The sequence below is a fragment of the Geminocystis sp. NIES-3708 genome (assembly GCF_001548095.1).
In the GTDB taxonomy this organism is placed as follows: domain Bacteria; phylum Cyanobacteriota; class Cyanobacteriia; order Cyanobacteriales; family Cyanobacteriaceae; genus Geminocystis.
Map to the genome: position 1 here is coordinate 296285 of NZ_AP014815.1, position 19869 is coordinate 316153.

General features: G+C 33.2%; 18 protein-coding genes and 2 pseudogenes. 11 read left to right on the forward strand and 9 right to left on the reverse strand.

All coding sequences use genetic code 11. The features are described 5' to 3' along the window. The first annotated feature begins 91 nt into the window (after positions 1 to 91). Complete coding sequence (locus GM3708_RS01250; RefSeq protein ID WP_231933021.1) at positions 92 to 1345, forward strand: HlyD family efflux transporter periplasmic adaptor subunit; 1254 nt, start codon at positions 92 to 94, stop codon at positions 1343 to 1345. Positions 1346 to 1386: 41 nt separating this feature from the next. Beyond that, on the forward strand, positions 1387 to 2538 hold the full coding sequence (gene devC, locus GM3708_RS01255) for an ABC transporter permease DevC (protein ID WP_066343362.1): 1152 nt from the start codon (positions 1387 to 1389) through the stop codon (positions 2536 to 2538). A 23-nt stretch (positions 2539 to 2561) separates the two neighbouring features. On the opposite strand, the gene GM3708_RS01260 is transcribed toward devC, so the two are convergent. Then, positions 2562 to 3464 (reverse strand): PhzF family phenazine biosynthesis protein, encoded by a 903-nt coding sequence (locus GM3708_RS01260; RefSeq protein WP_066343364.1) that lies wholly within the window; start codon positions 3462 to 3464, stop codon positions 2562 to 2564. 95 nt (positions 3465 to 3559) lie between these two features. Further along, positions 3560 to 4675, reverse strand: coding sequence for an ABC transporter permease (locus GM3708_RS01265; protein ID WP_066343366.1), 1116 nt, complete (start codon positions 4673 to 4675; stop codon positions 3560 to 3562). Between the two features lie 26 nt (positions 4676 to 4701). Between GM3708_RS01265 and GM3708_RS18630 the strand changes: the two genes are divergently transcribed. The 3 genes from GM3708_RS18630 to GM3708_RS01275 all read left to right on the forward strand — a co-directional run bounded on the left by GM3708_RS18630 (position 4702) and on the right by GM3708_RS01275 (position 7822). Beyond that, complete coding sequence (locus tag GM3708_RS18630; RefSeq protein ID WP_158505843.1) at positions 4702 to 4869, forward strand: hypothetical protein; 168 nt, start codon at positions 4702 to 4704, stop codon at positions 4867 to 4869. Positions 4870 to 5106: 237 nt separating this feature from the next. Further along, positions 5107 to 6081, forward strand: a complete 975-nt coding sequence (locus GM3708_RS01270; RefSeq protein WP_066343367.1) for a PRC-barrel domain-containing protein — start codon at positions 5107 to 5109, stop codon at positions 6079 to 6081. 79 nt (positions 6082 to 6160) lie between these two features. After that, entirely contained in the window at positions 6161 to 7822 is a 1662-nt protein-coding gene (locus GM3708_RS01275) for a DUF3352 domain-containing protein (protein ID WP_066343369.1), read from the forward strand. Positions 7823 to 7829: 7 nt separating this feature from the next. On the opposite strand, the gene GM3708_RS01280 is transcribed toward GM3708_RS01275, so the two are convergent. Next, complete coding sequence (locus tag GM3708_RS01280) at positions 7830 to 9008, reverse strand: aliphatic sulfonate ABC transporter substrate-binding protein (protein ID WP_144439257.1); 1179 nt, start codon at positions 9006 to 9008, stop codon at positions 7830 to 7832. Between the two features lie 273 nt (positions 9009 to 9281). Here GM3708_RS01280 and GM3708_RS01285 point away from each other — a divergent pair, with 273 nt between their 5' ends. After that, on the forward strand, positions 9282 to 9956 hold the full coding sequence (locus GM3708_RS01285) for a cadmium resistance transporter (RefSeq protein ID WP_066343372.1): 675 nt from the start codon (positions 9282 to 9284) through the stop codon (positions 9954 to 9956). A 216-nt stretch (positions 9957 to 10172) separates the two neighbouring features. Here the strand turns inward: GM3708_RS01285 and GM3708_RS19155 are convergent. From GM3708_RS19155 to GM3708_RS01300, 4 genes and pseudogenes are all read right to left on the reverse strand, one after another. Beyond that, a pseudogene (locus GM3708_RS19155) lies at positions 10173 to 10850 on the reverse strand (MBL fold metallo-hydrolase); the annotation flags it as partial. Between the two features lie 786 nt (positions 10851 to 11636). Beyond that, positions 11637 to 12329, reverse strand: a pseudogene (locus tag GM3708_RS19160) (FAD/NAD(P)-binding protein); the annotation flags it as partial. Positions 12330 to 12492: 163 nt separating this feature from the next. Further along, positions 12493 to 12894, reverse strand: a complete 402-nt coding sequence (locus tag GM3708_RS01295; protein ID WP_066343376.1) for a rhodanese-like domain-containing protein — start codon at positions 12892 to 12894, stop codon at positions 12493 to 12495. A 32-nt stretch (positions 12895 to 12926) separates the two neighbouring features. After that, positions 12927 to 13628, reverse strand: a complete 702-nt coding sequence (locus GM3708_RS01300) for an MgtC/SapB family protein (RefSeq protein WP_066343379.1) — start codon at positions 13626 to 13628, stop codon at positions 12927 to 12929. Positions 13629 to 13890: 262 nt separating this feature from the next. Here GM3708_RS01300 and GM3708_RS01305 point away from each other — a divergent pair, with 262 nt between their 5' ends. Together GM3708_RS01305 and GM3708_RS17715 are read left to right on the forward strand one after the other, a co-directional pair. After that, positions 13891 to 14424: an OsmC family protein gene (locus tag GM3708_RS01305; RefSeq protein WP_066343381.1), complete on the forward strand. Its 534-nt coding sequence runs from the start codon at positions 13891 to 13893 to the stop codon at positions 14422 to 14424. A gap of 17 nt (positions 14425 to 14441) precedes the next feature. Then, positions 14442 to 14603 (forward strand): hypothetical protein, encoded by a 162-nt coding sequence (locus GM3708_RS17715; RefSeq protein WP_231933022.1) that lies wholly within the window; start codon positions 14442 to 14444, stop codon positions 14601 to 14603. Positions 14604 to 14701: 98 nt separating this feature from the next. Here the strand turns inward: GM3708_RS17715 and GM3708_RS01310 are convergent, their stop codons facing one another. Further along, the gene (locus GM3708_RS01310) at positions 14702 to 15574 is read right to left on the reverse strand and encodes a 6-carboxytetrahydropterin synthase (protein ID WP_066343384.1); all 873 of its coding nucleotides are present in this window, start codon (positions 15572 to 15574) and stop codon (positions 14702 to 14704) included. 126 nt (positions 15575 to 15700) lie between these two features. On the opposite strand from GM3708_RS01310, the gene GM3708_RS01315 reads away from it, so the two are divergent. The 3 genes from GM3708_RS01315 (at position 15701) to GM3708_RS01325 (ending at position 18881) form a co-directional block, all read left to right on the forward strand. After that, complete coding sequence (locus GM3708_RS01315) at positions 15701 to 16540, forward strand: M90 family metallopeptidase (RefSeq protein ID WP_066343387.1); 840 nt, start codon at positions 15701 to 15703, stop codon at positions 16538 to 16540. Positions 16541 to 16633: 93 nt separating this feature from the next. Continuing rightward, positions 16634 to 17732, forward strand: a protein-coding gene (gene prfB, locus GM3708_RS01320) for a peptide chain release factor 2 (RefSeq protein ID WP_144439258.1) whose coding sequence is annotated in 2 segments (ribosomal slippage) — positions 16634 to 16705 and positions 16707 to 17732 — 1098 coding nt in all. Because the reading frame shifts where the segments join, the coding sequence is not laid out codon by codon here. 108 nt (positions 17733 to 17840) lie between these two features. Then, positions 17841 to 18881 carry an AI-2E family transporter gene (locus GM3708_RS01325; protein ID WP_066343391.1) on the forward strand — a complete coding sequence of 347 codons (1041 nt, stop codon included), beginning with the start codon at positions 17841 to 17843 and terminating at the stop codon, positions 18879 to 18881. Positions 18882 to 18978: 97 nt separating this feature from the next. On the opposite strand, the gene GM3708_RS01330 is transcribed toward GM3708_RS01325, so the two are convergent. Then, positions 18979 to 19845: a DUF6515 family protein gene (locus GM3708_RS01330; RefSeq protein WP_066343393.1), complete on the reverse strand. Its 867-nt coding sequence runs from the start codon at positions 19843 to 19845 to the stop codon at positions 18979 to 18981. Between the last annotated feature and the right edge of the window lie 24 nt (positions 19846 to 19869).

Here is a 19869-nt window from a genome sequence, read left to right on the forward strand (position 1 = left end):
TTCATATAAAATCACACTGTACAGTCTAGTCTAAAATTTAGGCAACATGGGCGAATCAACATCTTTTTTAAGGAAAAACGGGAAGAAAATAATGATCATGATCGGTATATTTATACCTTTAATGATTATATTCACCAGATTTTATCTCTTTCATCAACTAGAAGTCAAAAATACTAAGCAGACCTCAATTACTCAAATCAATCCCTTAAAATCAGTTACCGCTTTAGGTAGAATTGAACCCCTGGGAGATGTTATTAATGTAATCGCATCACCCACCATGGCGGGAGCAAAAGTGAAAACATTATTGGTTACACAAGGAGACATAGTTAAAAAAGGTGATACTATAGCCATCACGACGGATTATGATACAAAAAAAGCAGAGTTAGAAACTGCTCAAAAAGAAGTTGAAGTTGCCCAAGCTAATTTAGCTATTATACAAGCTGGTGCAAAAGAAGGAACTTTAGAAGCACAAGAATCTACTATTGAAAGATTGAAAGCAGAATTAAATGGAGTTATTGCCACAAATAAAGCCAGAATTGCTCGGTTAAATGCCCAATTATCAGCAGAAATGTCAGAAAAAAAAGCAGCTATTCAACGGTTAAAAGCAGAAGTAAATAATGCAAAATCAGAATTACAGCGTTATCAAGAATTGGCAAAAGATGGAGTAATTTCTACCTCAAATTTGGAATCGAGACAGTTGACTTTTGATACAGCAACTCAAAGTTATCAAGAATCTCAGGCAAGTTATCAAAAAACTTTTACTACTTTAACACAAGAAATCCGAGAGGCAGAAGCACTAGCCACTCAACAAGTAAATACCTTGACAAAACAAATTGCAGAAGCAGAAGCTAAATTAAGAGAAATTCAGGAAATTCGGCAAGTGGATGTGATACAAGCCAAAACACAAGTAGATAAAGCTATAACTGTTGTCAAAAATAAAGAAATTGACTTGGAATTAACAAAAATTAAAGCACCTAGTGATGGCAAAATTCTGGAAATTATCGCAAGGGAGGGAGAAAATATTGATAACCTCAAAGGAGTAGTAGAAATGGCTAATACGACTCAAATGGTAGCCGTAGCAGAAGTATATGAAAGTGATGTTAGTAAAATTAAGTTAGGACAAGAAGCTAAGATAAAAAGTGATAATGATAGTTTTAATCAAACTTTAAAGGGTAAAATCATTGAAATTAGCCCAAAAATAGGCAAAAAAGATGTATTAGAAACAGATCCTGCCGCTAGTGTTGATGCACGAGTGATAGAGGTAAAAATAGCTATTAATCCTGAAGATAATCACATTGTTAATAACTTAATTTACGCTCAAATCATTGCTGAAATTTCATTGTAATAAATATTTATCAATTAATTATTCACTATTAATTATTCACTATGAAAATACCCTTAGCTTGGTTGCAATTAAGTAGAGAGAAAATACGTTTATTAATCGCTTTAGCAGGAATTGGATTTGCCGATATTTTAATGTTTATGCAGTTAGGATTTAAAACTGCTTTACTAAATAGTTCTGTGAGATTACACGAAAAAATCGAAGGAGATGTATTTTTAATTAGCCCTCAATCTGATGCTTTAATTGCCATGAAAAGTTTCTCTTCTCGGCGTTTATATGAGGCTTTAGGAGTTGATGGTGTAGAGTCGATTAATCCTATTTATATCGGTTTCAGTATTTGGAAAAATCCTGAAAATCAAAACACTAGACAAATTATGATAGTAGGTTTTAATCCCAAACAAGGAGTTTTTAACTTATCAGGAGTCACTGAAAATTTAGATAAATTAAAATTACCGGATGTGGTTTTATTTGATAATGAATCTCGTCCAGAATTTGGCAATATTTCCCAACTTTATGAACAAGAAAAAGAAGTAAAAACAGAAATTGATAGTCGGCAAGTAAAAGTAGGCGGATTATTCACTATTGGTGCAACTTTTGGTGCTGACGGTAACTTGATTACCAGTGATTTAAACTTTTTAAGATTATTTCCTAATCGTAGTAAAGGCTTAATTGATATTGGAGTTATTAAACTTGAAAAAGAGGCTGATTCTACGGCAGTTATTAACACTTTAAAACAGAAATTAAATGGCGGTGATGTTTTAATTTTGTCCAGAGAAGAATTCTTAAATTATGAAAAAAATTATTGGGAAAGTAGCACTGCTATTGGTTTTATTTTTACTCTTGGTGCAGGTATGGGCTTAGTTGTTGGTATCGTTATTGTTTATCAAATTCTTTATACTGATGTTGCTGATCATTTACCTGAATATGCTACTTTAAAAGCGATGGGTTATGATAATTCTTATCTTTTAATTCTCGTTTTTCAAGAAGCAATTATTTTAGCTTGTTTAGGTTTTATTCCGGGTTTTGGGATTTCTAGTTTTCTTTATTATCAGGCGGCAAAAGCTACTGGTTTACCCATTATTATGACTAAAGATTTAGCCATATTAGTATTTATTTTAACTGTTATTATGTGCTTTTTATCAGGTGCGATCGCTGTCAATAAATTGAAATCTGCTGATCCTGCGGACATTTTTTAAAATAGTTTAGTAATTATTAATTATTAATTGTAATTATTAATTGTCAAAATTCCTTCAGTAATAATTACTGATTCACCCTTAACTTTAATCTCGGTGATTTTATTATCTTTTTTACTAGCACTAGCTATAATTTTACTAGGACGATTAATCTCTAAACCTTGGTTAATTAACCATTGCCAATGACCATTAATCTCAGGCTGATAACTAGCTAAATAAGCGGCAAAAGCCGTAGCCGCCGAACCAGTTGCGGGATCTTCTGTTATATTTAAAGCTGGAGCAAACATCCTCACTTTCCATTCAAATTCATCAACTTGATAACAAGGATATATATGGGGAGCGATATGATTAGATAAAGTTTTTTGCCATGAAATTAAATTAATTTGTGCTTTATTTAAAGCGGAAAGACTATTAACAGGAATAATTAAAAAGGGTAAACCGCAAGAAACGGCTCGAGGAGTATATTTATCGCTTAAATCTGTTTGTGATAAAGACAAAACTTCTGCTAAAGCTAATTTTGAAGGTATATCACTAAAAAATTTGGGAGGATTTGGGGCAGTTAATTCTGCAGAGACGACTTCATTATACTGACAGTAAATAGTTACAGGAACGTTACCTATTCTCTCTTGTAAAATAATTTCGGTGGTATTACCCGTTAAGTGTATCATTCCCAAATATGCTAACAGAAAAGCAGTACCAATGGTCGGATGTCCCGCAAAAGGAATCTCACCAGCGGGGGTAAAAATTCTCACATCAAAGTTAGCTTCAAGGTTGCTAGGAGGAAAAACAAAAACCGTTTCCGAAAAATTAAATTCTTTAGCGATTTTTGCCATTTTTTGCGAAGATAACTCCTCAACATGGGGAAATACAGCTAATTGATTACCACTAAAGGGTTGATTGGTAAAAACATCAAGAGTGTAAAATTTCATTTTTATTAATTAACAATGGATAAAATTGACTTTTATTGTGTTAATTTATTATCGCTTAAAAATCAAAATAAATTAGTTATTGTTCCTTTTATTTATTAATTATTAATAGTTTTTGGATCAAGAGCATCTCTTAAACCATCCCCCAATAAATTAAAAGATAAAACTGTTAAAATAATTAAAATTGCAGGAGGAAAAATTAACCAAGGTTGTAAAACTAATACTGATGCGTTAGTCCCCAATGATAATAAATTACCCCAACTAGGATCTGGTTGTTGAATACCTAAACCAATTAAACTTAAAACTGATTCAGCAATGATAAAACTAGGAATAGATAAGGTTGCAGAAATAATAATATAAGTAGCAGTTTGAGGTAGAATATGTTTGATAATAATTTGAAATGAACTTGCTCCAATTGCTTTAGCTGATTGTACAAATTCTTGCTCTTTTATGGTTAAAACTTGTCCTCTAATGACTCTAGCTAATCCTGACCAACCAATTAAAGAAGTAATTAAAACAATTAATAAAAATCGTTGAGCACTGCTTAAGCTAGGAGGTAAAATAGCCGCTAATGCTACTAATAAATAAATACCCGGAATGGTCATTAAAACCTCCACCAGTCGCATTAAAATATTATCTAAAATGCCTCCATAATAGCCAGCAATACCTCCAATTATCATACCAAGAGGAAAAGAAATTAAAATTCCAATTAAGCCAATAAAAAGGCTAATTCTACCCCCATGTAATAATCTACTTAGTTGATCTCTTCCTTGTTCATCTGTGCCTAAAAGATTGATTTTCCCTTCCCCTATCGTACCGAATAAATGTCTATTTAATTTAAAACCAGAAAATATTTCTTTTTCCTTAAATTGAGGAGGAAAAGGTAATTTTATCTGTAAAAATTGATACGGTTCACCTTTAACAAATAAGCCTAGTGGTGATGGTTTTGTATAATCAATTTCTAATAAGCGATCGCCTGTTTCTAAATCTGTTTTACCTTGAGTGGTAGGATAAACATGAGGACCAATAAATTGGTTTTGTGGAGTACGCCAATAAATAGTTGTTGGTGGCAATAAAGAACCGTTTTCTTGAGCAGAATAAGGATTATAGGGTGCGATAAAATCTGCCGCTATAACTATCATGTAGAAAAGTATTAGTGTAATAGCTCCTAATTTTGCCAAAGGATTTTTATTGAGTTTACGCCACCAATTCATATATTTTAAAATGATTATTGAAGTTGATGTCCACTATTTTAATACCCGAAAATCGTTTTTACCTCAGTTTAGCAAAAGAAAATGGTGAAAGCAAGACAGGGAGGACATCTGAGTTCGACAGAAGAAAAATGGTGAAGACGAGACAGGTGGACAAGTGGACAGGGAGAAAAATTACCAATAGTTACACATTTTGAAAATAACTTTATTGATTCAAGCAAAATATAATTACCCTATCTGCCTGTTTTTCTGTTAACAAGAGTCAGTCATTATGTATTTTTAGTCGAACTCAGATCTTTTTTTTAGCAGAAGTTGATAGTTTAACGACTAAAACTAACTCTAAAAGTCAAGATTTTGAGTTATTATCAATAAACTAAGAGCAAATTAATTAAACAGTCTAAATCAAATTAAGTTCCCCTTATAAATAAACTATTATGACAAATGCAGATAATCGTTTACGCAATGAGTTTTTAAATACTCAAGTAATAACAAGAACAACAGGGAAGCGACTCGGAATAGTAAGAGAAGTATTAGTAGATATTGATCGTCGAGAAGTAGTAGCATTAGGATTAAGAGATAATCGTTTAGCGATGTCGGGTATCCCTAAATATATGTATCTTAACAGTGTTATTCAGACAGGAGATGTTATTTTAGTAGAAGATGAAAACATAATTGAAGATGTTGATATAGATCTTTATAGTCCTTTAATTAATTGTGAAGTAGTCACCGAAACAGGCGAACCTTTAGGTAAAGTAAGAGATTTTCAGTTTAACTTAATTGATGGTCAAGTTTTTTCTTTGACTCTTGCAGTGATTGGTTATCCTCAAATTCCAGAGCAATTAATCAGTACCTATGAATTATCAGTCGATGAAATCGTTAGTAGTGGACCAAATAGAATAATCGTTTTTGAAGGGGCAGAAGAACGCTTAACTCAGCTTACTGTCGGTGTTTTAGAGCGATTAGGTATCGGCAGACCAATTTGGGAAAAAGAAGACGAGGAAATGTACTATGCTCCCACAACTCCTCCCGCTAATCAATTGCCCACAGGAACTCCCATGAAACCTGTAGTACAGACAGTAAAAAGTCGTCCTGCTGTAGTAGAAGAAAATTGGAATGATGATGAATGGGAAGAAGCAAGACCTGTAAATGCACCTTCTCGTCAAAAAGCACAATCGATGCCCTATGATGAATATGAAGATGACATCGAAGAAGATAATTGGGGTCAAAATGTAGTGGAAAGAGAACCCGCTCCTCGCTATCAATCGAGTAATTATGATGCTCCAAATAAACGAGATTATGATGATGATTCTTTAGAGGAAGATATGTGGGATGATGATGTCGAGTCTGATTATCGTCCTCAAAGAGTTAATATTCCTCAAAAACAGAGAATTCCTGAATACGAAGAATAAAATAACAATGAATAATTAACAATTAACAATTGATAATGAGAGAAGACAAATAACAAATTCCTAATTAATTAATCTGCCCATGAAATCTCGTTTCCCTGTGTCTAAAATTGTGATAGTGATAGGGGTGATTTTTGTCGCCGTAGTTAGTTTATGGTTATTTTTTGGCAAATATTCTAATTACATCACCAAAGGAGGAGTTAAAAATAATCCTCAAGGAGTAGTTTTTATTCCCAAACAGTCGCCCCTTATGGTGTCTTTATTAATCAATCCTGATAAATTAGGTAACATAGCAACCTTATTACCTTCTAATGGTGAACAAAAACGAGTTTTTAAAGCGATTGAACAATTAAGAACAAAACTACTATCTCAAGCTCAAGTGGACTCGGTGGAAGATTTACGAGATTGGTTGGGAGATGAAATTACTTTAGCCGTGACATCTTTAGATTATGATCACAATATTGATAATGGTGCTAAACCGGGATATTTGTTAGTAGCTAAAAATAAATCACCAGAATTGGCGAAAGAATTTTTACAAACTTATTATGCTAAACAGGCGGTTTCAAATACTGCTGAATTAATTTTTGAACAATATAAAGGAGTTAATTTAGTCTATCAACGTTCTACAATAGTTGATACGGAAATTAAACAAGTTGCGGCGGCAGTAGTGGCAGATTTTGTTTTATTTGCCAATGATTTACAGGTTTTAAAAGAAGCGATTAATAATGCTCAAGCTGTTGATCTTAATTTAGCTCATGATTTAGCTTATCAAAAAGCGATCGCCTCTTTAACTAATCCAAAAGTTAGTCTTGCTTATCTAAATTTACCCACTACCTCTGCATGGATTACCAATCAAGGGGAAATTTCTATTCCTTCAGTCAATGAAAGCTTAACTTTATCTTTAGCCCTTAATCCTAAAGGATTGATAATTCATTCCGCCTTATTCGGCACAACGGTAGAGGAAAATCAACCTCCTAGTTTAACAAAGCCACCACAAACCTTAGCTTACATTCCCGATAATAGTATTTTGTCAGTTGTGGGAGTCAACTTACAAGATTTTTGGCAACAAATTAAGACAGGATTAGACAATAATAACCCATTACCCCAATTAATTTATCAAGGTATTCATCCCTTAGAAGAATCTTTACAATTAGATTTTGCTGAAGATATTTTTTCTTACATAACAGGAGAATATGGTTTATCGTTATCTATTGATGAAATAAATCAAGAATTAGACTGGTTATTTGTTACGGAAAAACAAGAAGAATTATTAACGGATAAATTAGATAATATTGCTAAAGACAGAAGTTTGAGTGTTGGCAAATTACCTTTAAAAAATAATACAATTACTGCTTGGACACAATTAATTACCACCTCTGAAAATAATTTTTCACGCCTTGAAGCACAAGTCAAAGGAGTACATACACAAAAAGATTCCTATGAGATTTTAACTAATTCAGTTAATGTTTTAAGTAATAATTTAAGTCATCCCGAAAATAATTTATTACAATCTACTGATTTTCAGTCAATAATTCAAGATTTACCCGATAATAACGATGGTTATTTATATCTCAAATGGCAACTTGCAGAACCTTATCTCGTCAAAAAATTTCCTGTGATTAAAATAGTTGAATTAGCATTTAAACCTTTATTTGACAATTTACAATCTTTAACTCTTACCAGTGAAGGCGTAGAAAATGGCATTAGACGAGGTACAATTTTCTTTAATTTAGTTGATCGTTAATCTATTACTAATAAGTCCAATTTTGTTTTGTTAATAAACTATAAGTTCCATCTTTAACATTAATGCGCTCAGGAATTAATTTTAAATCTCGAAAAGTATTGGCTTGATGTTGTAAAGCGGTTAAAGTTGCTTCATCAATAGGAATAATTGTCCGTTCGATACTACGTTGTTGTAAATTTTTGATAATCATAGGATCAATTTGATGATGCTCCGCTAATCGTTGAGTTGCTTCTAATTCTCGTTTTCTAGCCCAAGTTCCAGCTTCGTTGACTTCTTCTAAAATTACTTTTAAAATGTCAGGATAATCTCTAACTAATTCAGGAATAGCGTAATATAATGTGGGAACTTCTATAGAAGCCCGATCTCCAAAAATAGTTTCTAAATCCGCAATACAACGACCTGGGTAAGCAGTACGAGTCTGGGTAGAAGTATAAGGAACCCATACTACCCACGCATCTACTTCACCTCGACGAAATTTTGGTAAAGCATCTGGTTGATTCAGATAAATAGGTTCAATATCACTATAACGTAATCCTACTTTTTCTAAGGCACGAATCAGAACATAATGAGAACTAGAACCTTGATCAAAAGCAATTTTTTTGCCTTTTAAATCTGCCAAAGTTTGAATGGGAGAATTGTCTAAAACTAAAATAGCTTGACCTTTGGGAGCAGTATATTTCTCTCGTGCTACTCTAACAAAAACGTGTTCGGCGGCTTGGGAAAAAATACTGGCAGTGCCTCCTCCACCACAAAAATCGATCGAACCATTACTCAAGGCTTCAATGAGAGAAGATGCCGCTAAAAAACTTGTCCAAGTAACGGTAACACCCAATGGTTCAAAGTATTTTTCGAGAAATTTTTGTTCTCTTAACACTTCTAAATTTGTCATCCCTTCTGGATAACCAATTTTTAGTTGTTTCAGTTTTTTTGCTTCTTTGGTTATATAAATTTGAGTATCACCATTAGAACGCTTATAGAATATTCGATCAAGCATAATCGCAAACAGTATGCCGCCAATAAATAAGCCGATGGTTTCCAATACACGGCGATTCGTATTTTTAGGTAGAGTAAATTGACTCACAACGGGCGAAAAACTATGATTTGGAATCAAATTAGCAAAACTAGAGTCACTAAAAATAACGCTCCAGAGCAAACTAACAATCAATCCTCCACTAAATAAAAACATAAATCGATATTGAATTCTTTGCCAGAAAATCAATTTAAGCAATGGAAGGAAATTTTTATGAATTTTTTTGAATAAATGATTAAGCATATTGACAATTGTGTCAAAAAAAATAAAAATGTATTTGATATTGAGTTCAATTTTATTATAATTGTGTCTTAAATTAATCATAATATACAAAATAAACCATCAAAATATTTCGTTAATCAAAAATATAACATGATGAGAAGATTTTGTAGTTTTACTTAAATAATTATTGGGATAAGGACTTTTATAATGGATTGGTTAATGACAGCCATTAAAATCGGTTTAGCAACGGGTTTAGCAACTACTTTTGATGATAATATCTATTTAACGGGCTTTTTTAGTAAGGTAAATCGGACTTTTCGCCCGAAACACGTTGTTGTAGGCGAACTATTAGGCTTTACAACCTTAGTATGTATTAGCTTAATCGGTTTTTTAATCGGTTTAGTAATTTCTCCTAATTGGATAGGTTTACTTGGATTTTTACCGATACTAATTGGGTTCAATAATTTACGTTTAATTCTTCTTAGTCGGGATGATTCTTCCAAGGATATATCAGCTAATTTAAGAAAGAATGCTAAATTTCATGGCTTTGATTCTCGTCGTTTATCTCTTTGGGAAGTGTTACAAGATCGAAAAACCTATCAAATTTCTGCTGTTACCATTTCCAACGGAGGAAATAATTTAGGTATCTATATCCCTTTATTTGCTAGTAGTAGTCTGGAAAGTTTAATCGTTATTATCCTCTGTTGTTATGCTCTTGTGCTTGTTTGGCTTTTTATGTCTTATAATCTCACTCGTCAACCCGGAATAGCCGTAGTTTTAAGTCGTTATGCCGGTAAACTGTTCCCTTTTGTATTAATGTGGTTAGGTTTACGTATTATTTTAGACAATGAATCCTATAAACTTTTTTTGCCTTATAGTTAGGGTGTGATGAAAAAGTTTTTTGATGAAGTTAGAAGGCAGGGCGTAGAGACAAGGAGACAAGGGGAAATCATTATCCGTTATCCACTGTAAAGTTTATATGTACATAGCAAAATAATCATTATAAATTTCGGTATTTTTATCGACGGTTTCCGCTATTTTTTCTTTTTCTTCTTGAGCTAAATTAACATTATTGATAATGCTATCTTGAGAGATAAAATCCCCACAATATTCGTTAGCAGGTACTGCAGAATTCATCTTTTTAGGATAACTTAAATTAAGATTATTCATGATAGTGATAAATTGCTCACGATTATGGTTAGCAAAGCGAGGATTAAGACGTTTTTCTTCCCCAATGGTGGAAACTGTACGCCCTTTATAATCATGGGCAGGATATACTAAAGTTTCATCGGGGAGAGTAAATAATTTTTCCGTGACAACATCGTATAATGTACCAGCGTCTCCTCCTTGAAAATCTGTACGCCCACAACCTCGAATAAATAAAGCATCTCCTGTTAAAAGGTGAGTTTTATTCACGAAATAAGTTATATGACTAGCAGTATGTCCGGGTGTGGTAATAGTTTCAATGGTAACAGAGCCTACTTTTAAGGTTTCTCCCCCACTTAAAGAGCGATCAGCTTTAGTAACGGCTGGGTTATAAGGTACAATGACTTTACATCCTGTTAATGCTCTGAGTTTTCCTGCTCCCGTGATATGATCAGCGTGGAGATGAGTTTCTAAAGAGTAAATTAATTTTAAGCCTAAGTCTTCTAATACTTCCAAATCTCGATCAACTTGCTCTAATACCGAGTCAACCAATACTGCTTCTTTGGTATAGTTGTCAGCTATTAAATAAGTATAACTGCTAGTTTCAGGATCGAAAAATTGACGGAAAATAAAGTTACTTTTACCATTATTAACAGCTAAATTATTCTCTTGCGAAGCCACAGAATAAGCTGGTAATGGACGTACTTGTAACGGTAAATTGTTTAGAATAATTTGGGCTAAACTTAAGGCTTGTTGTCTCAATTCTGGCACAGCAATGGTTTCCCATAAATCTCCTTTACGAGGTGTACCGATGGTATAAATTAAAGATGATACTTGTCCATCGGCGGAAATCACTGCACCATTAGAAGCCGTGTGTATTCCTAAGCCCAAATCACTGGGCAAAATCAAACCTTGGGCAATTAAATCGGTAATGAGAGGATGAGATGTTTTACGATAATCCGCAGGAATACCAGTACAATTAATAATGCGATCAACTACTAAAAAACTTTCTTCTGATTGATGACGAGGGCGAATTGTTACCGATAGCTTGTTATTCTCCAATTCATAACCTCTGATACGGGCAGGAAAAATTTGTAATTGTCCTAATGCGATCTTTTCTTCTAAAAGATTCGCAATACTTGGAGCAATACGATGACGGTGTATATCCCAATAGGGTGTTACATGACGTAAAAACCTTTTTTGCTCGGTAAAAGATAATTTTTTCCATATTTTTTGAGTTATAGGGCGTAAAGAATCAATTACTGAGCGCCAATCATAACCTAAATTTTGAGCTAATTTTACTTCCTGACGAATAATTTTAAGTAAAGCTAAAGCATTATTTGGGGCAGTTTCTACCGTTAAAAATGGTGAATAAGGTTGAGCTTTTTTGTGGCGTTGAGGATATAAACCTCGCCGAGAAATAGCATAAATTTTTCCTGTATGTTGGCGATCTCTTAAAGTGACAATCATATCTACCATCGTTAAGCCACTACCCACTAATAACACATTAGCAGTAGAATCAATATTGTCTAAAGCTGAGGTAGACCAAGCATTTTTAACATATTCTTCTTTGGTTACTTCAGGGAGAAAAGGAGAGTTACCCACTGCCAAAATGACTTTATCCGCCGAGAAGCATCTACCACTACTTAAAGATATAATCGCTCCTTTAACTCCTGCTTCAATACCTACCACTTCATCTTTTAACTTTTCTAAGCGCACATCGGAGGAAGTCGTTGCTTCTGCTTCGGCTAAAATCGACTGAATATATAAGCCATAGACTTTACGAGGGATAAAAGTACTAGCATCGACAGTTTCAGGTAATAAGTTTTTTAACTGTTGCTCATTATAATTTAACCACCGTAACAAATGTCCTGCATCGTAGGGAAAAGCACTCATGTTTCCCGCAGAAACATTTAATAAATGACCATTTTCTTCTGTACCATAAGCGATACCTTTTCCAACTTCTTTCGCTCTTTCAATCAATTTAATAATCAAAGGTTGTGTAGCATTTTTCAGTAAATGAGTTGCAATTAATGAACCGCTAAAACCACCGCCCACAATAGCTATTGTCACAGGATTAGACACATGAAAAAAGCTGGAATTGATCATAATTTAACCTATTAAAAATGTCCTTTAAATTCTGAAATATAACATTAAAAATTAATAATATTATTAATAAAATATTTTTTAAAGTAAACTTAACATCGATAACTCATAATAATAAATAACGATTAATTATTACAAATTCGATGATAATAAAAACTTTTGATTTCTAATTTCTAATTACTTCTTTGCCACTATTTTCCCAAGCAGTAATACCCCCCATTAAAGAAACTACATTTTCATAACCTAATTGATTCAAAGTATCTGTTGCTAAAGCACTACGATTACCACCACCACAATAACAAATTATTTTTGTAGATTTATCCTTAATTACGTTGTGAATTTGCTCTTTCACTTCTCCTAAACTCAGATGAAGGGTATCCGCTAAATGTCCACTTTCATACTCATCGGTTTCTCTTACATCCAAAATAATTACATCTTTTTCTGCGATCGCTTTTTGAGCTTCATCGATGGTAATTTCTTGAATACGGGTTTTTGACTCTTGGGCTAATTCTACTAATTCTTGATGATTCATGTTTTCAATTTTTATTTTAATTGTATTAAAAATCATTTTAAATTATTTTAGATCTAATTTGATTTTTATTAGCCAAATTCTTCTTCTAACAAACGCCAACTAACCGATACAACTCCCCTTTGTAAACTTAATCTACTGGCAATTTGTTCTAAAAGTTGATCATCTTTGGTTTGGGTTAGCATTTCCGCTTCTAATTTTACTTTATCGGTAGTATCCGCAAAATCCTCACTTTGTAAAGAACGTAATGTGATACTTCCCGACGTAAGAGATTGTAATAATAATGCGCGAACATGAATTTCCTGTTTTCGTTGACACACTAAAGAAAATTGATAAGCTAATTGTCTTTCTGTGCCTTGTAAAGATTGTGCATTGATACGATGGGCGATCGGTCGTAAAACAGTATTAGAAAGAAGTACAGCGATCGCACCCATAAAAGCTTGACTGATATAACCTCCTCCAGCCAAAGAACCAATAGCAGCAGAACACCAAATAGTTGCAGCCGTATTTAATCCTTTAACGGTTAAACCTTCTCTTAAGATAACACCACCTGCTAAAAAACCTATCCCAGAAACAACTTGAGCTGCGATACGGGTAGGACTAGCATCCTTCGGAGTTAGTACAGAAAAAATGACAAAAAGTGCTGATCCAGTGGCTACTAAAGTGCTAGTACGCAATCCTGCCATACGTTGTCGCCATTGACGTTCAAATCCTAAAGCTGAACCTAATAAAAATGCAACAATTATTCTCAGTGCAAAATCTGTCCACTCCATTATTATTTATCCCCCTTCAAAGCAAAAGTTGCTTAGTATTTTCTCTTAATTACTTTTGTCACAACATAAAGGTTAAGAAAAGGTTAACAACTTATCTTAGGATACAAATGAGAAAGATGTCAATATGTTTTTTATGTCAAGAAAAAATCTATTCTAATTTGTTTTTAAAATGTTTTTTGATTGTTTTAATCTGATTTTGTGTTATAATTTTCTTTAACAGTCATGTATTATTTTCTATATCCATTTATCAAGTCTTAAAGTTATGCCTCAAAAAACTTTAGAAACGAAAGTAATTGAACCTATCCGCAAGGAAGGATTAAAACAATTAGCCGAAAAAGCTCGTAATAATCCCCAAGCGATCGCCACAGTAAAAACTCGAACTATTTTAGAGGGAAAGTTTCGTAATTTAAACTATGTGCGTGATTTACCAGCTCATGTAATTGATGAACCACCAACTCTATTAGGAGATGATACTGCCCCCAATCCTTCTGAAGCGGTTTTAGCGGCGTTGGGTTCGTGTTTATCTGTGGGAATTCATGCTAATGCGATTAGTAGAGGCATTAATTTAACGAAATTAGAATTAAACCTAGAAGGTGATATTAATATTACTGGTGTCTGGGGCATTGGTGATTTATCAGAAAAAAGACTAGGTTTTACAGATATTCGAGTCAAAGTCGATATTGAAGGGGATACTACCAGAGAAGAATTAGATGCCCTTATTGTCCATTCAAATAATTGGTCTCCTGTGGCGAATACTTTACGTTTACCCGTCAATATTGATGTGTCTTTAGCCTAGTAAATTATTTTAATAAAATGTTGGGAGTAAGGGCTGGTTTAGGTTATTATATTTTAGATACTCGTGATCGTCTTGCCTACTCAGAACTATTATCAGTAATTATAATTATTGGTGCTATTGGTTATGGACTTGATTTAGCTTTTCGTTTAGCAGATCAATATTGGAAACATGAAAGATAAAGTCAGTAGATGGAAAAGTTAATTTATAAACACTTCGATTTGTAAGTCTTTTTCCTATCTACTTTTTTCATCAGAAAACCCATGAAGGCAAACTTTCTTTATGTTAAAAGAGGTTGTAAATTAAATTCCCCAATTTTTTCTCCTTTTAATATTGATTTACGACAGAAAATTTCGCAGGAATTATTCGGACTTTCAATTAATTTTACTTTATCTAATTGCGCACCTAATTTACTGATAGGTTCTTGTAATAACTGAGCAATATAAACAGCAATATTTTCCGCAGTCGGTACTATTTCTGCAAAATAAGGTATGTCTTTATTGAGAAAAGTGTGATCAAAAGGCTCTACTACATAATCATCAACAACTTTTTGTAAAGCAACTAGATCTATAATCATACCTGTACGAGCATCCATTTCACCTGTTACTGATACTTCTAAATGATAATTGTGTCCGTGACCATTAGGACGAGCACATTTACCATAAATTTCGGTATTTTCTTCAAAACTTAACTCAGGTAAAGCTAAACGATGTGCGGCACTAAAATGAGTTTGGATAGTTAAAGTGGCTTCCATATTATTTCCTTGATAATTAACCCAAAGTTGAGAATGTTCGTACAATTGTATATCTACTAATGGTAAATGAGGTGATAAACGTTCCCATATTACCTTTGCAATATTTTCGGTAGTCGGTAATGTTACCTCAAATTCAGCCCATGTATCATTAAGATAGCTATAGTCTAACTGGCTAGTAACTTCTTGTTTGATAACTTTCTTGACGTTAGAAAGATTTTGTACCATGCCATATTTATCCAATTCACCGATAATAGATACATATAGCACATAGTTATGTCCATGACCCGGAAAACGACTATTTGCCCCAAATTTGGTTTGATTTTCTGATTCTGATAACTCTGGCAACCAATAACGATGACTAGCGCTAAATTTCGCCCTACGATTGACGACACATTCCATATAATAATTGGTAATTAGTTAGTTGATGCTTATCTTTAAGATTCTTATATTAATTTACCATTTTTAGCTTTACTCTGCTTAATGTTTTATTAAACCTCTTGCAAAATAAAAGAGATAATTAGATTTATGGTTGATGTGTTATTAATTTTTTTATTAATTATTTTTATTTTTATTTATTATGTAATTATTCCTGAACAAATAAAAAGAAGAAGAAAATATTTAAAACAGACAAATTTTTCTCTGGATTGGCACAATTTTTTAGAAAAAAATATTTATCTATATCGTATTTTACCAATTCATTTAAAGTTGGAATTACAAGATTATATCAAAGTTTTTTTAGCAGAAAAGCAGTTTATTGGTCAAAATGGTTTTACTATCACTTTTGAGGTAAAATTAACTATCGCATCCCAAGCGAGTGTCTTATTATTAGGGGATAAAGAGAATAGACGGAATTATTTTCCCTATCTTAAATATATTTATGTTTATCCTGATATTGTCATTGACAATCAAAATCCGAAAGAAAAACCTTTAATATTATTAGGTCTATCATCTGTTGGCAATAAGAGTGGTTATGATGGGGTAGTATATTTATCATGGAATGAAGTGACAAAACAATCTCAATTTCCCTCTAAGGGTGAAAATGTAATTTTACACGAATTTGCTCATCAACTTGATCAAGAATTTGGTAACGCTACGGGAATGCCTCGCTTAAAAAATTTACAAGATAGTTTAATCTGGGGTGAAATTTTTGCGAAGGAATATTATGATCATTGTCAAGCAGTGAAAAAAAATTATCCTACAGTAATAGATTCTTATGGTGCAATCAACAGTGCAGAATTTTTTGCGGTAGTAACGGAGGCTTTTTTTCTTAACTCAAGACTTTTTAAGGCGCATCATCCTTTGCTATATCAACAACTGTGTAAATATTATAATCTTGATCCTATCTCATGGACAGTTGATAGTTGACAGTTAACAATTAACCATTGACAATAGAATTTATTGAAACAACTAAATCATAATTGACAAAAAATTCAAAGCTCGGAAGAATATAGAATAGGAATGGAATTATCAGATTTAAAGAGAGATATTAACATAATCAGTGATCGCCTGGGTAAAACTCAGGACTATCTTTGACATACCCAATCTTAAGGCACAAATTGTTGATTTAGAACAAGTAGCTTCTCAGCCAGAATTTTGGGATAGTGGAGATGAAGCACAACAAACTTTACAACAATTAAATGATGTTAAGTCAAATTTAGAGCAATTTTATCACTGGCAAAATAACTTAGAAGATACCAAAGCAATTATTGAATTATTAGAATTAGAAGGAGATGAAGAATTATTTACGGAAGCACAAAATAATATCATTGATTTAACTCGTGATTTGGATAAGTGGGAATTGCAAAAATTACTGAGTGGCACTTATGATCAAAAAGGTGCTATTCTCACCATTAATGCTGGTGCTGGTGGTACAGATGCACAGGATTGGGCTCAAATGTTACTAAGAATGTACACTCGTTGGGCAGAAAAACAAAATTATCAAGTTACTTTAGCAGAAATTTCCGAAGGAGACGAGGCAGGTATCAAGTCAGCAACTTTAGAAATTGAAGGGAAATATGCTTTTGGTTATCTTAAAGGAGAAAAAGGCACACATCGTTTAGTTAGAATCTCCCCTTATAACGCTAACGGCAAAAGACAAACCAGTTTTGCGGGAGTGGATGTTATGCCGAATTTAGGAGATGATGCCGTTAAGTTAGATATTCCAGATAAAGATTTAGATATTTCAACTACTCGCTCTGGGGGCAAAGGAGGACAAAATGTTAATAAGGTAGAAACGGCTGTGCGTATTGTTCATATTCCTACAGGTATTGCGGTCAAATGTACTCAACAAAGATCACAGTTACAAAATAAAGAAAAAGCATTAGCTATACTCAAAGGTAAACTATTGATAGTTTTAGAAGAGCAAAGAGCGAAGGAGATTGCCGAAATTCGAGGGGATATAGTGGAAGCCGCATGGGGAAATCAAATCCGTAACTATGTTTTTCACCCTTATCAATTAGTCAAAGATTTGCGTACTAATATCGAAACAACAGCAGTCAATGATGTTTTAGATGGTGAATTAAATAACTTTGTGGAAGCATATTTAAGAAACTTATAAGATAAAATCATGTTTATTTTTTCATAAATTAAATTGTGATTTTTTCTGCACAATATTTGTTAAGAATATGCTATTGTTGGTGGTGCATCATATAGAGAACATCTAACTATGCAACCTCCTTCATCGAAATTGTGGAACAATTTCAGCAACTCAATTCTTCTGCGTTTTTTGCTACTTTTTGCCTGTGGTTGGTCAATCGTAATTTTAATAAATTATTTTTATAACACGATCGCCTTGTTTGCCATTGCTGGGATTTTCGCTACTTTGTTAAATTACCCTGTGGTTTGGTTATCTCTTTATTTACCACGAGGAGTTGCCATTGCTACTACTTTTATTGTTGCTGTAGCCTTAGTGATAGGCATAATTTTAATTATAGGTATAGAAGTAATTAATCAAGGACAAGGATTATTAAACGAACTTCAAGACACATTAAATGAAGAAAATTTTTTACCTTTTCAGAATTTTTTAGAGAAACTAGAAATTGATAAAATAATTTCAACACTACAAACAGGATTAGCTTCTGGTTTAACCATCGTACAAACAATTTTTTCCAGCGTATTTAAAGTAATTTTTGGTGCTGTAATTACTGTTTATATGTTGATTGACGGTAACAAATTATGGCAATCATTTCTTAAATTAATACCATTGTCATCTCGTGATCGTTTTAAACAAACTTTTATACAAAGTTTTCTCGGATTTTTACGAGGACAATTATTATTAATGATATTTTTATCAATATCCACTTTTATTATTTTCTCTCTTTTTGGAGTTCCTTATGCACTAATTTTATCTATCATTATTGGTATTTTAGATGCCATTCCGGGTATCGGTGCAACTTTAGGTATTGTAGTAGTCACATTATTAGTTTTTACTTCTGAAGGCGGTACTATGGCTTTAACAGTAGTAATTATTAGTGTTTTGCTACAACAAATCCAAGATAATATTATTCATCCTAAAGTGATGAGTAATGCTTTACAACTAGATCCTGTACTTTTATTTTTAGCTTTATTTATCGGTGAAAGAATTGCAGGATTATTGGGAGTTTTTCTTGCTATTCCCATTGCAGGAATGATTGGGGCTTGGATGCGATCATTCAAAGTTGAAGAATCTATATTATTAGAAGAAACTTCCGAAAATATTAATAATTAATATAAAATTCAATAATTACCTATTTTTATTTTGAACTTAGGTTATTTAATGAATTAGGATTTAGAAAAATCAACCTAAAACCTAAGAAGTTAGACTATTAAAACTGAACTACTTTATATACCGTTGCTCCGTTTTGATAAAAAGTCTCATAATAAACACCAGCACAATCATAGTATTGAGTGTTTTCCTCTTGAATTATATTACATCCATCAGGTAAGTAGTTAACCACCGCACCAATAGGGGGAGAAATCACCGTATAAGAGTCATTTACAGGCTCTAAATATACACCATCGGAATAAATATAGGAATTTGAGCCGACATAAACAGTGTCATAATAAGGTGGAGGAGAAGAAACCGTTGCTCCTAGTATAACTCCTGTGGTAAATCCTACCGCCGCAGTCCATGCTCCCCATCCAGAAGGTGCATAGTAACCCCCACCATACCATCCTCCCCCTCGCCAATTATTGTTACGAAAGTCTTGACGATTATCCTGACGATTACTAGCATTTTGTTGACGATTATCCTGACGATTACCCGCATTTTGTTGACGATTATCTTGACGATTACCCGCATTGTCTTGACGAGTGCCTTGACGATCGTTTCTGATATTTTGGCGATCGCCTTGATTTTGTTGACGATTACCTTGACGATTACCAGCATTTTGTTGACGAGTGCCTTGACGAGCTTGAGAACGTGAATTACTGAAATTACCTCGATTTTGTAAACTAGAGCTACTACCGACTCGTGAAGATGCACCACCGCCTCTATTCACAGTCGATCTTGAGCCACCAGATCTTGCTCCACCAGATCTTTGTACACTACTTGTTCTCGCACCACCGCCTCTACCACCTCCACCTCTACCACCTCCACCTCTTCCTGCATAAACAACATCAGAAAGAAGAATTAAAGTAGTGAATAGTACTGTTAGAGTCAAAATAAAGGGTTTATAGGATAAATTTTTCATAGTCTTAATTTCTTAAAAATATTA